14 protein-coding genes are annotated in these 14,299 nt (G+C 66.5%); 9 read left to right on the top strand and 5 right to left on the bottom strand.

The genetic code is table 11. The annotated features are described in order from the left end of the window. The first annotated feature begins 33 nt into the window (after nucleotides 1-33). On the top strand, nucleotides 34-2,121 hold the full coding sequence (locus U5782_RS33810; protein ID WP_322048203.1) for a carbon starvation CstA family protein: 2,088 nt from the start codon (nucleotides 34-36) through the stop codon (nucleotides 2,119-2,121). Nucleotides 2,122-2,145: 24 nt separating this feature from the next. Next, a complete protein-coding gene (locus tag U5782_RS33805; protein WP_027820406.1) occupies nucleotides 2,146-2,352 on the top strand; it encodes a YbdD/YjiX family protein in 207 nt (68 codons plus the stop codon). A 233-nt stretch (nucleotides 2,353-2,585) separates the two neighbouring features. Here the strand turns inward: U5782_RS33805 and ispH are convergent, their stop codons facing one another. Continuing rightward, nucleotides 2,586-3,530, bottom strand: coding sequence for a 4-hydroxy-3-methylbut-2-enyl diphosphate reductase (gene ispH, locus U5782_RS33800; RefSeq protein WP_322048202.1), 945 nt, complete (start codon nucleotides 3,528-3,530; stop codon nucleotides 2,586-2,588). Nucleotides 3,531-4,005: 475 nt separating this feature from the next. Between ispH and hpnC the strand changes: the two genes are divergently transcribed. Then, entirely contained in the window at nucleotides 4,006-4,875 is an 870-nt protein-coding gene (gene hpnC / locus U5782_RS33795; protein WP_322048201.1) for a squalene synthase HpnC, read from the top strand. After that, nucleotides 4,872-6,050 carry a glycosyltransferase gene (locus U5782_RS33790; RefSeq protein WP_322048200.1) on the top strand — a complete coding sequence of 393 codons (1,179 nt, stop codon included), beginning with the start codon at nucleotides 4,872-4,874 and terminating at the stop codon, nucleotides 6,048-6,050. The genes hpnC and U5782_RS33790 overlap by 4 nt, the downstream gene beginning before the upstream one ends. Nucleotides 6,051-6,169: 119 nt before the next feature. Here U5782_RS33790 and U5782_RS33785 read toward each other — a convergent pair whose 3' ends face one another. Together U5782_RS33785 and hpnA are read right to left on the bottom strand one after the other, a co-directional pair. After that, nucleotides 6,170-6,766 (bottom strand): hypothetical protein, encoded by a 597-nt coding sequence (locus tag U5782_RS33785; RefSeq protein WP_322048199.1) that lies wholly within the window; start codon nucleotides 6,764-6,766, stop codon nucleotides 6,170-6,172. A gap of 155 nt (nucleotides 6,767-6,921) precedes the next feature. Next, nucleotides 6,922-7,941: a hopanoid-associated sugar epimerase gene (gene hpnA / locus U5782_RS33780; protein ID WP_322048198.1), complete on the bottom strand. Its 1,020-nt coding sequence runs from the start codon at nucleotides 7,939-7,941 to the stop codon at nucleotides 6,922-6,924. A gap of 173 nt (nucleotides 7,942-8,114) precedes the next feature. On the opposite strand from hpnA, the gene U5782_RS33775 reads away from it, so the two are divergent. Then, nucleotides 8,115-8,411, top strand: a complete 297-nt coding sequence (locus U5782_RS33775; RefSeq protein WP_322048197.1) for an acylphosphatase — start codon at nucleotides 8,115-8,117, stop codon at nucleotides 8,409-8,411. A 63-nt stretch (nucleotides 8,412-8,474) separates the two neighbouring features. Here U5782_RS33775 and egtD read toward each other — a convergent pair whose 3' ends face one another. Beyond that, the gene (gene egtD, locus U5782_RS33770) at nucleotides 8,475-9,455 is read right to left on the bottom strand and encodes an L-histidine N(alpha)-methyltransferase (protein WP_322048196.1); all 981 of its coding nucleotides are present in this window, start codon (nucleotides 9,453-9,455) and stop codon (nucleotides 8,475-8,477) included. Between the two features lie 378 nt (nucleotides 9,456-9,833). Between egtD and rarD the strand changes: the two genes are divergently transcribed. Further along, nucleotides 9,834-10,727: an EamA family transporter RarD gene (gene rarD / locus U5782_RS33765; protein WP_322048195.1), complete on the top strand. Its 894-nt coding sequence runs from the start codon at nucleotides 9,834-9,836 to the stop codon at nucleotides 10,725-10,727. A 48-nt stretch (nucleotides 10,728-10,775) separates the two neighbouring features. On the opposite strand, the gene U5782_RS33760 is transcribed toward rarD, so the two are convergent. Further along, nucleotides 10,776-11,321 (bottom strand): DUF962 domain-containing protein, encoded by a 546-nt coding sequence (locus U5782_RS33760; protein ID WP_322048194.1) that lies wholly within the window; start codon nucleotides 11,319-11,321, stop codon nucleotides 10,776-10,778. Between the two features lie 110 nt (nucleotides 11,322-11,431). Here U5782_RS33760 and U5782_RS33755 point away from each other — a divergent pair, with 110 nt between their 5' ends. From U5782_RS33755 to U5782_RS33745, 3 genes are all read left to right on the top strand, one after another. Then, nucleotides 11,432-12,199 carry a Crp/Fnr family transcriptional regulator gene (locus tag U5782_RS33755; RefSeq protein WP_322048193.1) on the top strand — a complete coding sequence of 256 codons (768 nt, stop codon included), beginning with the start codon at nucleotides 11,432-11,434 and terminating at the stop codon, nucleotides 12,197-12,199. Between the two features lie 135 nt (nucleotides 12,200-12,334). After that, nucleotides 12,335-12,979: an HAD family hydrolase gene (locus U5782_RS33750; RefSeq protein ID WP_322048192.1), complete on the top strand. Its 645-nt coding sequence runs from the start codon at nucleotides 12,335-12,337 to the stop codon at nucleotides 12,977-12,979. Between the two features lie 56 nt (nucleotides 12,980-13,035). Next, entirely contained in the window at nucleotides 13,036-14,274 is a 1,239-nt protein-coding gene (locus U5782_RS33745; RefSeq protein WP_322048191.1) for a dienelactone hydrolase family protein, read from the top strand. The last annotated feature ends 25 nt before the right edge of the window (nucleotides 14,275-14,299 follow it).

Below are 14,299 nucleotides of genomic sequence, written 5' to 3'. Positions count from 1 at the left end.
CATCAAGACCTAAAACAAGACACAGGAGACGCCATGAGTCGGGCTTCCAGTTTTGCCGTCTGGACGATCGTCGCGCTGCTCGGCGCGTTCGCGTTCGGCACCATCGCGCTCGCGCACGGCGAGCGAATTTCTGCACTGTGGATCGTGATTTGCGCGGTCTGCGTCTATCTCATCGCTTACCGTTTCTACTCGCGTTTCATCGCGAACACTGTGCTGCAACTGGACGGCCTGCGCATGACGCCAGCCGTGCGCCACAACGACGGGCTCGACTACGTGCCCACCAACAAGTACGTGCTGTTCGGCCACCATTTCGCGGCGATCGCGGGCGCGGGCCCGTTGGTCGGCCCGGTGCTGGCGGCGCAGATGGGCTATATGCCCGGCATGCTGTGGATTCTCGCGGGCGTGGTGTTCGCGGGCGCGGTGCAGGACTTCGTGGTCCTGTTCCTGTCCACGCGCCGTGACGGCCGTTCGCTGGGCGACCTCGTGAAGATGGAGCTTGGGCCGATTCCGGGCGTGATCGCCCTGTTCGGCACCTTCCTCATCATGATCATCATTCTCGCGGTGCTCGCGCTGATCGTGGTGAAGGCGCTCACGAACTCGCCGTGGGGCACGTTCACCGTAGCCGCGACGATTCCCATCGCGATCTTCATGGGCCTCTACGTGCGCTATATCCGCCCGGGCAAGATCGGCGAGATCTCGATCATCGGCTTTGTGCTGCTGATGGCGTCGATCGCGTTCGGTCAGCACGTGCACGATTCGCCCACGCTCGCCGCCTGGTTCACGTTCACGGGCACGCAGCTCACGTGGATCCTGATCGGCTACGGCTTCGTGGCTTCCGTGCTGCCGGTGTGGCTGCTGCTCGCGCCGCGCGACTATCTCTCGACCTTCCTGAAGATCGGCACGATCCTCGCGCTCGCCATCGGCATTCTGGTCGTCGCGCCGGAACTCAAGATGCCCGCGTTCACGAAGTTCATCGACGGCACGGGTCCGGTGTGGTCGGGCAACCTGTTCCCGTTCCTCTTCATCACCATCGCGTGCGGTTCGGTCTCGGGCTTCCACGCGCTGATCTCGTCGGGCACCACGCCCAAGCTGCTCGATAACGAAACCAACGCGCGCTTTATCGGTTACGGCGCGATGCTGATGGAGTCGTTCGTCGCGATCATGGCGCTGGTGGCCGCTTCGGTGATCGAGCCGGGCGTGTACTTCGCGATGAATGCACCGCTCGCCGTGCTCGGCGCGACGCCGGATGCGGTCGCGCACACCGTGGGTCAGTGGGGCTTCGTGCTCACGCCCGACATGCTCACGCAGACGGCCCAGGCCGTGGGCGAAACGACCATCGTTGCGCGTGCAGGCGGCGCGCCGACGCTGGCGGTCGGCATGGCGCAGATCCTGCACCAGGTGATCGGCGGTCAGGCAATGATGGCGTTCTGGTATCACTTCGCCATCCTGTTCGAAGCGCTCTTCATCCTGACGGCCGTGGACGCGGGCACCCGTGCGGGCCGCTTCATGCTGCAAGACCTGCTGGGCACCTTCCATCCGGCGCTCAAGCGCACCGAGTCCTTGCCTGCGAACCTGATCGCCACCGGCCTGTGCGTGGCGGCGTGGGGCTACTTCCTGTACCAGGGCGTGGTCGATCCGCTCGGCGGCATCAACACGCTGTGGCCGCTCTTCGGCATCTCTAACCAGATGCTGGCCGGTATCGCGCTGATGCTCGGCACCGTCGTGCTCTTCAAGATGAAGCGCGAGAAGTTCGCCTTTGTCACCGCTGTGCCGACGCTGTGGCTGCTGATCTGCACGCTTACCGCAGGCATGCAGAAGATTTTCGACAGCAGCCCGAAGGTGAGCTTCGTCGCGCATGCGCAGAAGCTGTCGGCGGCGCTCGCGGACGGCAAGATCCTCGCCCCCGCGAAGTCGGCCGAGCAGATGCAGCGCATGATCTTCAACGACTACGTGGATGCCGCGCTCTCGGGCCTGTTCATCTTCGTGGTGGTCAGCATCGTGGTGTATGGCCTGATCGCGATTGCGCGTGCTCGCCGCGCGGATCGTCCGACCGTGCAGGAGACGCCGTACGAAGCGCTGCCCGCAGGCGCGACCGTGGCCGTGCGTCACAGCGCGCACTGATCGATCGACGCGACGGAGCCCATCATGTTCTCGGAACTTCGCGACAACGTGCAGACGGCCGGGCGCTATCTCGGCCAGGCCATGCGCCTGATGGTGGGTCTGCCGGACTACGACGGCTACGTCGCGCACATGCGCGCGACGCATCCCGATCGTCCGGTCATGACCTACGAGGAGTTTTTCCGCGAGCGGCAGAACGCGCGCTACGGGTCGGGCGCGGGCAAGTGCTGCTGATGCGAGGTTGAGCGATCAACCGTCGATACAAAAAGCGCGATGGCGAGAGCCGTCGCGCTTTTTTTCTGCGTGGAGGCACGTCAGCGAGAGCCTCCCGCAAACCCTCACCTTTCGCGCGCGGAACTTTAAAAAGCGCCGCAAAAGCGCCGCCAAAACAGAAAGGGCGCAACGGTCTGCACCGTTGCGCCCTTCATGCTTCAAGTCCGCCCAGCTTGCCGCTGGCAGCGTCCTGCTTAAACTTCGCGTGCGACCAGCGGTTGCAGCAGCTTTGCCGGCAGCTTGAATTCCACCTTTTCTTCGCGGCCTTCCATCGTGGTCACGTCGACCGGACCCAGCTTGCGCAGCGCGTCGATGACGTTTTCGACCATCTCTTCAGGCGCCGATGCGCCCGCCGTGATGCCGACGGTTTGCGCATTGGCGAACCACTCGGTCTTCACTTCCGAACCATCCGCGACGAGGTAGCTCGGCAGACCCGATTCGCTGCCGATTTCGCGCAGGCGGTTCGAGTTGGAGCTGTTCGTCGCGCCGACCACCAGCAGCACGTCCACTTGCGACGACAGTTCGCGCACGGCGGCCTGTCGGTTTTGCGTGGCGTAGCAGATGTCGCGCGTGTCCGGGCCGACGATGTCGGAGAAACGCTTGACCAGCGCGTCGATGATGCCGCGCGTGTCGTCCACCGACAGCGTGGTCTGCGTCACGTACGCGAGCGGCGCGTCGAGCGGCAGATCCAGCTTCTGCACGTCCGCCTCGCTCTGCACCAGCAGCACGGTGCCGGGGATCTGGCCGATCGTGCCTTCGACTTCCGGGTGACCCGCGTGGCCGATCAGGATCAGCGTGCGGCCCGCGGCGACGTACTGGCGGCCTTGCACGTGAACCTTGGTGACGAGCGGGCAGGTCGCGTCCAGCACGTCGAGCTCGCGCTCGTCGGCTGCGCGTTCGACCGTCTTCGCCACGCCATGCGCGCTGAAGATGGCGACGGCGCCTTGCGGCACTTCGTCGAGCTCTTCCACGAAACGTGCGCCCTTGTCGCGCAGGTTCTCGACCACGTGACGGTTGTGGACGATTTCATGGCGCACGTAGACCGGCGCGCCGTGCTTCTGCAATGCGCGATCGACGATTTCGATAGCACGGACAACCCCCGCGCAAAAGCCGCGGGGTTGGGCAAGGATCACTCGCATAGGGTGGCGAACTCCGACTGCCGCGATGCTGAGAGAACCCTTTCAGGCTCGCTCGCCGCGGCGATCATTATTAATAAGTAACTGATAGATATATGCATCCGCCTGGGGAGGGCGGAAAAACCAGACGCGCATTTTAACCCCATCGCTGCCGCTTTGCTGCGCAGCGCACGAGAAGGTCCTGCACGCGCACGACGTCAATCCGCTTTCCGCCCCGATTCTGACGCGCTCTACGTCCCATGTGGCGGGATGGCAAGGCGATGAAAGGCCCGCGACGCGGGTGTGACGCCGCAGTGACGTCGATGTGGCGCAAGCGCGACGCTTCGCGACATGAAAGGAAAGCAAAGCACGTTATTTCGTGCCAGAGCGCTGCTGAAGGGTTGGCGCGGTGCAACATGACGCGGGAACCCTTAAACTAACGTCCCCGCTGCCGGAGCGCCCGGCGCCGTGCGGGCCCGACCCCAATCTGGACGCCTCGATGGAAGCCGACCACTACGACGATTTTCCGGTAGCGAGCGTGTTGCTGCCGAAGGCGCTGCGCGCGCCTGTCGGCGTGATCTACCACGTCGCGCGCACGCTCGACGACATCGCCGACGAAGGCGACTGGAGCCGCGAGGAGCGCCACAGCCGCCTCGCCGATTTCCGCGACGGACTCGACGCCGTGGCCGAAGGGCGGCCCGCGCCGGTGCATCCCACCCTGTTCGCCAAGCTCGCGGACGTGGTGCGCCGCTGTCGTCTGCCGCTGCAACCGCTCTACGATCTGGTGTCGGCGTTCGACCAGGACATCGACACCACGCGCTACGCCGACCGTCTCGAACTGCTCGACTTTTGCCGGCGCTCGGCGAACCCGGTCGGGCATCTGATGCTGCACCTCATCGACGAGGCGACGCCCGAGAATCTCGCCGACTCCGACGCCATCTGCACGGCCTTGCAACTCGTCACTTTCCTGCAGGACGTGCCGGCCGACTGGCGGCGCGGCCGCATCTATCTGCCGCAGGCCGATCGCGAGCGCTTGAACGTAACCGATGCGCAGATCGCGGCGGGCGTGGTGGACGACGCGTGGCGCGCGCTCATGCGCCACGAAATCGCGCAGGCGCGCGCGCTGATGCTCAGCGGCGCGCCGCTCGCGCTGAGGGTGCCGGGGCGCTTCAGCCTCGAATTGTGCAGCGTGGTCCACGGCGGCCTGCGCATGCTCGATGTGATCGAGCGTGCCGATTACGACGTATTTCGCGCGCGGCCCGCGCTGCGCGCATCCGACTGGGCCGTGGTGCTGATGCGCACGGCGGCCATGTGGCTGTCGCGCCGCGTGGGCGTGCGCGCACCTTCGATCAAGAGTAAAAACGCATGATGACAACGATTTTCTTTGCCGTGTCCTGTCTTTCGCTGCTGATCTGGCTCGTGCTGCTGTTCGGCCGCGGCGGCTTCTGGCGCTCGCGTCCTGCCGCGCCGCTGCCCGTGATCGAGCCCGCGGCGGGCTGGCCCTCGGCCTGCGCCGTGGTGCCCGCGCGCAACGAAGCCGACGCGATCGGCGAGGCCGTCACGTCGCTGCTGCGCCAGGAGTACGGCGGCGAGTTCCACGTGATCGTGATCGACGATCACAGCACCGACGGCACCGCCGAAGCCGCGCGCGCCGCGGCGCTCGCGCTGCATTGCCCGGAAAAGCTCACCGTCATCACCGCGAAGCCGCTGCCCGCGGGCTGGTCGGGCAAGGTCTGGGCGCAGTCGCAGGGTATCGAGGCCGTGCGCACGCTGGGCCTGAACGCCGACTACCTGCTGCTCACCGACGCCGACATCGGACATCCCGCCGACGCGCTCGCGCAACTCGTGGTGCGCGCACAGGCGGAAAAGCGCGATCTGGTGTCGCTGATGGTGCGTCTGCGCTGCGACTCGTTCTGGGAAAAGGCACTGATTCCGGCCTTCGTGTTCTTCTTCGCCAAGCTTTATCCGTTCGCGTGGGTCAACGACGCGCGCAACAAGACGGCGGCGGCGGCGGGCGGCTGCATGCTGGTGCGCCGCAAGGCGCTCGAAGAAGCGGGCGGCATCGAGTCGATCCGCGCCGAGCTTATCGACGATTGCAGCCTGGCTGCGCGCATCAAGCATCGCGGCGAAGGCCATCATCCGATCCGTCTGGACGTGGCCGCGAAGAGCGTGTCGCTGCGCCCCTACGATTCGTGGAAAGACATCTGGAACATGATCGCGCGCACCGCGTTCACGCAGCTGCACTACTCGGCGTGGCAACTGGCGGGCACGCTCCTCGGCATGACGGTGATCTATCTGGCGCCGCCCGTCGTGGCCCTCGTGCTGGGCGCGAAGGGCTGGCCCGCGTGGCTCGCCTGGGCGCTGATGTGCTGTGCGTACTCGCCGATGCTCGCCTACTACCGCCGCTCGCCGCTGTGGGCGCCGTTCCTGCCGGTCGTCGCGCTGTTCTATGTGGGCGCCACGTTCGCATCGGCCTGGCGCTTCTGGCGCGGCAAGGGCGGCCAATGGAAGGCGCGCGTGCAGGCGCCGGTGCAAGGGCGCTGAGTCCGCAATCGAGCTGACGTGGCGCGGGCTGTCCCCCGCGCCCGCCGATAAAAAAAGCCGTCGCGTGTGAACGCGACGGCTTTTTTATTGCTGCTGTTATTGCCGGATGGCCGCCGCGCTTAGCGCTGCGTCAGCATCATGTACATCTGCACGACCATGTCGGGCGAGAACGTGAACGGCACCCAGCCATGGCCGGTGTGGCGCATCACCAGCAGGCGATCGCCGTTCGACTGCTTCTGCACCGCCATCATCGGATTCTTCGTCGAGGCGAAGCGCCAGCCGGGCGGAATGCCGGGCGGCTGCTCCGGTTCCATCGAGGCGCGCACGTTCGCGAGTTCCTCGATCAGCTGGCTCACCTGCATCGGATGCAGCGACACCGTCTGGCCGCCGATCGTCATCGTGATCTCGTTCTGCGCGGGACGGCCGACTTCCAGCGTCGCACGGGAATCGGGCGCGACAGTCTCAGCGGGCGCCGGGGCGTCGGTCTGCGCAGCGTGGGCGACGGATTGCGTCTCGGCAGGCACGGCGTCCTGCTGTGCGCTGTCCTGATCGGCGTGATCGTGAGCGGGGGCTTGCGGTGCGGCTGCGAGTGCTGCCGTTTCGGTCGGTTCCGGGGCCGCAGCAACGGCGGCACGCAGCGCGTGCGCCGCGCTGGCGGCCTGAATGAGCTGATCGACGCCTACGTCGAGCGCGCCGATCTGGTCTTGAAGATTCATGCGAGGCCTCTGGTAAGACCGCGATTTTACCCACACTGCGCGCGGCTTGGTCAGCGGTCGTTGTAAGCAGGTCGCAACAAAAGTTGTAACAATTGGTCCAGCGACCCGCTCGCAGGGCGGTTGACGGGGTCTCGATGCGGCTCCGATGTGACCCGTTATGCGTCCAGATACCCGGCTTCGCGGAACCAGTCGAGGGCGTCTTTCAGGCCCTCGCGATAGGGCCGCGCACGGTAGCCCAGTTCGCGCTCGGCCTTCGCCGACGTGAAATACATCTTGTTCTTCGACATCCTGAGCGCGTCGACGGTCACGAACGGCTCGCGCTTCGTGAAGCGCGCGACGGCTTCCGCGCCCATCGCGAGCGGATAGAGCGGCCAGCGCGGCAGCGCGATGGTCGGCGGCTTGCGGCCGACCATGCCGGCGATGTCGGCGAGCATCTGCTGCAAGGGCAGATTCTCGCCGCCGAGGATATAGCGCTCGCCAATGCGCCCGTGTTCCAGCGCGAGGAAGTGCCCGTTCGCCACGTCGTCCACGTGCACGAGATTCAGGCCCGTATCGACGAAAGCGGGCATCTTGCCCGTCGCCGCCTCGACGATGATGCGGCCGGTGGGCGTGGGCTTCACGTCGCGCGGCCCGATCGGCGTGGAGGGATTGACGATCACGGCAGGCAAGCCGTCGCGCTCGATCATGCGCTCGACGGCGCGCTCGGCGATCACCTTGCTGCGCTTGTAGACGCCGATCGCCTGATCGGCCTTCAGCGGCGAGGTTTCGTCGGCGGAATTGCCCGAGCTCGTGACCTTGAGCGTGGCCACGCTGCTGGTGTAGACGATGCGCTCCACGCCCGCGTCCAGCGCGGCGCGCATGGTGGCCTCGGCGCCTTCGAGGTTGGCGCGCTCGATTTCGAGCGGATCGGGCGCCCACAGGCGATAGTCGGCGGCCACGTGGAAGAGGTAGCGCACGCCGTCGAGCGCCTTGCGCATCGAGGCCTGGTCGCGCATGTCGCCGGTGACGATCTCGACGTCGAGCGCTTCGAGGTTCTTGCGCGGGCTCGTGGCGCGCACCAGCAGGCGCACGGCAAAGCCCTTGTCCAGCGCGATGCGGGCAACGGCCGAGCCGACGAAGCCGGAGGCGCCGGTAATCAGCACAAGGTCCTTGTTGGCGCGGGAGGTGTCGGTCATTCTGGTTTCGCTTTCGGGTTCGATGATGGGCGCTCTGTCCGTGGTCTGGGCAGGACGCCGCAGTGGCACGGATTGTACGTGGCGAGGGTCCGGCGTGTGCGCGCGCGGGCGTCTACAATGCCGTCCGTATTGCCGTCCGAATGTTGGATGCAAGGGAACAGGAGAAACGAACGATGAGCGAACCGGATCTGGATGCGCGCGTTGAAACGTATTACGTGCACGTGCGCGGAACGGTGCAGGGCGTGGGCTTTCGGCACGCGACGGTGCGCCAGGCGCACGCGCTGCGCATTCGCGGCTATGTCGCCAATCTGGAGGACGGCTCGGTCGAAGCCGTGATTCAGGGCACGGCGAACCAGGTGGACCGCATGCTCTCGTGGCTGCGCCACGGGCCGCCGGCCGCGCGCGTGAGTTCGGTGGAGAGCGAGGAGCGCCACACCGAAAAGCGTTACGAGCGTTTCGAACAGCACTGAATACGCCGCAAGAAAAAAGCGGTGCGCCCTGAGAAGCGCACCGCTTTTTCTATTTTCGCGAGGTCACGCCACCGCGAGCAGGCTCTCCGCGAATCCCCACTCCTTTTCGACCCACTGCCGCGCGCAGGTGAAGCCCGCATCGGCGGCGATCGCCGGGATTTCGTCGGCGTGATACTTGTGGCTGCTCTCGGTCCAGATGGTCTCGCCCGCTTCCATGTCGATTTCCAGCCGTGCTGCGCCCACATGCGCGTGGACGTGACGCTTCGCGCGCAAATGCATCTCGACGCTGCGCGCGTCGGGATTGAAGCGCGCGACGTGCTCGAAATCGTGCAGGTCGAAGTCGCCTTCCAGCTCGCGATTGATGCGCGAAAGCAGGTTCAGGTTGAAGGCGGCCGTCGCGCCGATGGCGTCGTCGTAAGCGGCGATCAGCGTATCGACCGGTTTCACGAGATCGGTGCCCAGCAGCAGCGTGTCGCCGGGCCGCAGCATCGCGCGGATCTCGCGCAGGAAGCGCGTGGCCGCGAGGCGCGCGAAATTGCCGATCGTGCTGCCGAGAAACAGCACCAGCAGGCGCTCGCCGTTCTTACGCGTGCGGCTGACTTCGGCGAGTCCGGCCAGATAGTCGCGCTCATAGCCGACGATGGAAATGCGTTCGATATCGGCCAGTTCGCGGCGGCACAACTGCAAGGCGGTGCGCGAAATCTCGATCGGGCAATAGGAGGTCGGGCGCTTGCGGCACAGCGCTTCGAGGATGCGGCGCGTCTTGCGCCCGCTGCCGCTGCCGAGTTCGGCGACGGTGACGTCGGCGGGCAGCGCCTCGACGATTTCGTTGGCGTAGCGCGTGAGCAGGCGTTCTTCGGAGCGGGTGACGCCATATTCGGGCAGCACCGTGATGACTTCGAACAGCGCCGAGCCGACTTCGTCATACAGATACATCGACGGCAATTCCTTCTGCGGCGCGTGCATGAGGCCGGCGCGGACGTCGGCGGCGAAGCTGGCGAGCGCGGGCGATTGCGGATCGGGACGGGAGGCGGGCAAGGACATGCGGGCTCCTGATGCATGGGACGGCAGGCGGCCGGGGCGCGCAAACACAGGACATGCGCGCGCCGGACGAAGGGCGGTTCTCCAGCAAAGACTTCCGTTCTAGTCCATCGCGTCGGGCAATTCACGGACTAAATTGCGGTTTTCGCTGCGTCAGCAGCGGGCGCATCGGCCGTGCCCGCCGTACCGGCGCGGCTTGCGGCGCATTAGAATGCCGGCTGGCGCGCGGCCGCAGACAGCGCACCTTATTCAATAGCCGATTCAAATGACAACGTTTTTTCTCGCGCCGCCAGTTTTTTGCATGGCCGCGCGCCGGACTCCTTCGTCCCGCTCGCTCCGTATTTCATCTCCCTTTCAAGCGGCCCGCGCCGTGATCCGCCGATGAACACCTACGATCCGAAGCGCGGCATCACGCTTTCCGTAGGCGCTTCGGCGCTGTTCGCGCTGATGTCGGCGTATACCTTGCTGCTCGCGCCGCTCGGCGGCCTCGACATCTTCGCGTGGCGCGTGATCTGGACCGCGCCCGGCGCGCTCGCGCTGCTGGTGTTGCGCAAGCGTCTGCCGCAGTTGCTGGAACTGGTGATGCGCGCGATTCGGGAGCCGCGCGTCGCGCTGATGCTGGTGGCGAGCGCCGCGTTGCTCGGTGCGCAGTTGTGGGTGTTTCTGTGGGCGCCGCTGCATGGCCGCATGCTCGAAGTGTCGCTCGGCTATTTCATGCTGCCGCTGGTGATGGTGCTGGTCGGGCGCTATTACTATCACGAGCGTCTGGAGCCGCTGCAATGGCTCGCGGTCGCCTGCGCGGCCGTGGGCGTGGTGCACGAACTGTGGGTCACGCACGCGTTCTCCTGGCCGACGCTGCTGACCTCGCTCGGCTATCCGCCCTACTTCGTGCTGCGCCGCAAGATTCACGCGGATTCGCTCGTGACCTTCGCCGTGGAGATGGTCCTGCTGCTGCCCGTCGCCTTCATCGAAGTGCACGCGGGCGGCTCGCTCGCGCTGCTTGGCCAGCACAAGGCGCTCGCGTGGGTGCTGCTGCCGGGGCTCGGCGTGCTGAGCACGATCGCGCTCGCGACCTATCTGAAGTCGAGCCGCCTGCTGCCGATGGCGCTGTTTGGCATCCTCGGCTATGTGGAACCGGTGCTGCTCGTGATCGTCTCCGTCACGCTGCTCGGCGAGCATCTGGGGCTGCGCCAGCTTGCGACTTATGTGCCGATCTGGGTCGCCGTCGCGTTGACCGCGCTGCATGGCGCGCGGCTCGTGCGCGTTTCGCGCTGAGCGCGCGCTTTCAGCGACGCCTTCGAGCGATCGAGCTTCAGCGCAACGTCAGCGCGCCGCGTGAGCGCGCGGCGGATTGATGCGCGTAGGCCCGGCCTTTGCCTCGATCGCGGCGTGCAAGGCCGGACGCCAGCCGAGACTGAACAACACCTCGGCGAGCACGAAAACCGGCCCAACGATGAGGCCGACCAGATCGTCCACGAAGGCCGGCTTGCGATGCTCGTAAGCCACGTGGCCGACGAACTGGAACACCCAGCCCACCACGAACAGGCCGACGCCTGCCGCGAGCCACACGGCGGTGCCCTGCTGCGAGAGCCACGCGCCGATCGTCAGGCACAGCGCCGCGACGACGGCCATCATGAGCCCGAGCGGCACATCCAGCACGAGGTAGTAGAGCGTCGACGCCCCGAACAGCAGCCAAGCCGGCGAGAATGGCACGGCGGCGAGTGCCGGGGTACTCGACAGCACGGGCCGCGAAAGCAGCACGGCGAGCGCAAGCACGATCATCGGAATGCCGACGAAATGCGTGGCGATATTGCGCGTATCGCGGTGATATTCGGCGTACTGGGTGAGCTGGTCGGTCAGGTTTCTCATGGATGCCCCTTTGTCTCCAAAATCATTATGATCGTCGGGCGCACTGCCGCAGACCTTCGGCTAGCCGACAATCGCGGGTTTCCTCGGTCGCCCGCGCCTCACATGAACTGATGACCTCACGCCCCGACGCCTCCGCGCTGACATTGGACACCGCTGCGCCCTGCCTGACGGCCGTGCTCGAACGCAGCACGTGGTTCGCTTCCGTGCCCGCGGCGCTGCGCGCCAGCCTGCGCGCGGCGGGCCGCGTGCGCACGCTGCGCGCGGGCGAACGCCTGTTCCTGCGCGGCGATCCGGCGGACGGCGTCTATTGCGTGCTCGAAGGCGCGGTGCGCGTGTGCGCCGCGAGCGCGGGCGGCCGCGAGGCGCTGCTCGCGCTGATGGGCCCGGCGAGCTGGTTCGGCGAGATCGCGCTGTTCGACGCGGGCATGCGCACGCACGACGCCTATGCCGAACGCGACACCACACTCTTTCATGTACCGCGCGCGGCGCTCGCTGCGCTGCTCGACGAAACGCCCGCGTACTGGCATGACTTTGGCAGGCTGCTCGCGCAGAAGCTGCGCATTGCCTTCACCGCCATCGAAGAAAGCGCTCTCCTGTCTGCTGCACCGCGCGTGGCGCGGCGTCTTTTGCTGCTGGCGGCGGGCTACGGCGATGCGGGCCTCGATGCGCCCGGCGACGTTGCCCAAAACGCGGCCCGACCTGACGCGGCCCGACCTGTTGTTCACGTGCCGCAAGAAGATCTCGCGCTGATGCTCGCGCTCTCGCGCCAGACCGTGAACCAGATCCTGCGCCAGTTCGAGCGCGACGGGTTGCTCTTGCTGCGTTACGGCGAGATCGAGATCGTCGATGCGGCGCGGCTGGAGCAGCAGGCGCGTTGATTTCGCCGACGCGGGCGCCCCGCCATTGCAGCCGCGCGCCCTTTGCCCCGACAATGACGCGGGCTTACAGCGGGCTTGCCCCGCGCCCCCTCTTTCAACCCGCCGCCTGAGCGCGGCGCAATCCGATACCGCTTCATGACCGACCGCGTCGTTGCCGCCTTCGATTTCGACGGCACCATCACCACGTCCGACAGTTTCCGCGCCTTCATGCTCGACGCCGCTGGCGGCCCGCGTTTCGTGCTCGCCGCGCTGCGCTGCCTGCCGTGGCTCGCGGGCATCGCGCCCGGCTGGTCCGACCGCGGCCGCACCAAGGCACGCTTTCTATACGCCGCGCTCGGCCCTGTGCGCCGCGAAGCGCTGGAGGCAGCCGCGCAACGCTTTGTCGACACGCGCCTGCCCGATCTGCTGCGCCCGGAGATGCTGGCGCGTATTCGCGAGCATCAGGCGCTCGGTCACGAAGTCGTGCTCGTGAGCGCCTCGCCCTCGATCTATCTGCGCAAATGGGCGCCAAAGGTGGGTATCGGCACGGTGCTCGCGAGCGAGCTGGAATGGCGCGATGGCGTCTACACTGGACGGCTCGCGGGCCGCAACTGCTGGGGTCCGCAGAAGGTCGAGCGCCTGAGCGCCTGGTGGGGCGAGCACGCGCCCACCACGCTCTACGCCTACGGCGACAGCCGCGGCGACCGCGAAATGGCGCAACGGGCCAACTACGCCTGGATACGCGGCGAAGCGCCGCTGCCGCCGCTTGCTCCGACGGGCGGATTCGGCCCGGCAGCCTGACGTCACGACTTCGCGACGCCCTCACCCCACGAACACGAACACAAGGAGACGACCCGATGAACGGACAATGGACCACGGTGAAGTCGCGCGACGGCGGCGAATTCCGCGCCTACACGGCGCTGCCGCCCGAGGGCAGCGGCCCCGGTCTCGTGCTGTTGCAGGAGATCTTCGGCGTGAATGCGTCGATGCGCGCGACGGCCGACCGCTACGCGGAAGAAGGCTACGTGGTCATGGTGCCGGACCTGTTCTGGCGACTGGAACCGGGCGTCGATCTGGGCTACGAAGGCGCGGACATGACGCGGGCGCTCGCGCTCTACGAGCGCTTCGACGCCAATCTCGCGATAGAGGACGTCGCCCAGACGCTCGCCACGTTGCGCGCGCACCCTTCGCACCGTGGCAAGGTGGGCGCGCTCGGCTATTGCCTGGGCGGGCGCCTGGCGTATCTCACGGCGGCGCGTACCGACGTCGATTGCGCGATCGGCTACTACGCCGTGGGCCTCGAAAACGCCCTGAACGAAGCCGATACGATCCACTGCCCGCTGATGCTGCACTTCGGCGCCGAGGACAAATGGTGTGACGCGGCCACGCGCACGCGCATCGAAGCGGCGCTGGCGGGCAAGCCCGGCGTCGAGCTCTACACTTACCCCGGCTGCGACCACGCGTTCGCCGCGCCTGCGCGTCCTCAATACGACAAGGCCGCCGCGATGATGGCCTACTCGCGCTCGCTCGCGATGCTGCGCCGGGTGATGGGCCCGATCTACGACTTCAACGCGCTCTGGGAAGAACACTGCTATCACGAATTCGTCGCGCGCAACCCGAACGACGTGATGCCGACGATGGTCGCGCAGCCCTACGTCAACCACATCCCGACGATGACGGGCGGCGTAGGCCATGACGAACTCAAGCGCTTCTACACGCACCACTTCGTGCATTCGAACCCGGAGGACACGCGCCTGATTCCGATCTCGCGCACCATCGGCTCGGACCGCGTGGTGGACGAGTTCATCTTCTGCTGCACGCACGACCGCGAGATCGACTGGCTGCTGCCGGGCCTCGCGCCCACGGGCAAATACTTCGAAGTGCCGATGCTCGCCGTGATCTGTTTTCGCGGCAGCAAGCTCTATAACGAGCACATCTACTGGGACCAGGCTTCGGTGCTTGCGCAGATCGGCGCGATCGACCCGACCGGTCTGCCGATCGCGGGCATCGAGAGCGCGAAGAAACTGCTCGACGAGACCTTGCCGTCGAACACGCTCATGCCCGCGTGGAAGACCAGCGAAGGCAAGCCTTTCTAAGCTCGCCTGTTTGAGCGCGAGACGC

It is taken from the genome of Paraburkholderia sp. J67, from assembly GCF_905220265.1.
Taxonomy (GTDB): domain Bacteria; phylum Pseudomonadota; class Gammaproteobacteria; order Burkholderiales; family Burkholderiaceae; genus Paraburkholderia.
This window is presented reverse-complemented; position numbering and strand designations above follow the sequence as displayed.

Coding starts and splice junctions, on each gene's coding strand:
- U5782_RS33810 (WP_322048203.1), top strand. CDS start 34: ATGAGTCGGGCTTCCAGTTTTGCCGTCTGGACGATCGTCGCGCTGCTC.
- U5782_RS33805 (WP_027820406.1), top strand. CDS start 2,146: ATGTTCTCGGAACTTCGCGACAACGTGCAGACGGCCGGGCGCTATCTC.
- ispH (WP_322048202.1), bottom strand. CDS start 3,530: ATGCGAGTGATCCTTGCCCAACCCCGCGGCTTTTGCGCGGGGGTTGTC.
- hpnC (WP_322048201.1), top strand. CDS start 4,006: ATGGAAGCCGACCACTACGACGATTTTCCGGTAGCGAGCGTGTTGCTG.
- U5782_RS33790 (WP_322048200.1), top strand. CDS start 4,872: ATGATGACAACGATTTTCTTTGCCGTGTCCTGTCTTTCGCTGCTGATC.
- U5782_RS33785 (WP_322048199.1), bottom strand. CDS start 6,766: ATGAATCTTCAAGACCAGATCGGCGCGCTCGACGTAGGCGTCGATCAG.
- hpnA (WP_322048198.1), bottom strand. CDS start 7,941: ATGACCGACACCTCCCGCGCCAACAAGGACCTTGTGCTGATTACCGGC.
- U5782_RS33775 (WP_322048197.1), top strand. CDS start 8,115: ATGAGCGAACCGGATCTGGATGCGCGCGTTGAAACGTATTACGTGCAC.
- egtD (WP_322048196.1), bottom strand. CDS start 9,455: ATGTCCTTGCCCGCCTCCCGTCCCGATCCGCAATCGCCCGCGCTCGCC.
- rarD (WP_322048195.1), top strand. CDS start 9,834: ATGAACACCTACGATCCGAAGCGCGGCATCACGCTTTCCGTAGGCGCT.
- U5782_RS33760 (WP_322048194.1), bottom strand. CDS start 11,321: ATGAGAAACCTGACCGACCAGCTCACCCAGTACGCCGAATATCACCGC.
- U5782_RS33755 (WP_322048193.1), top strand. CDS start 11,432: ATGACCTCACGCCCCGACGCCTCCGCGCTGACATTGGACACCGCTGCG.
- U5782_RS33750 (WP_322048192.1), top strand. CDS start 12,335: ATGACCGACCGCGTCGTTGCCGCCTTCGATTTCGACGGCACCATCACC.
- U5782_RS33745 (WP_322048191.1), top strand. CDS start 13,036: ATGAACGGACAATGGACCACGGTGAAGTCGCGCGACGGCGGCGAATTC.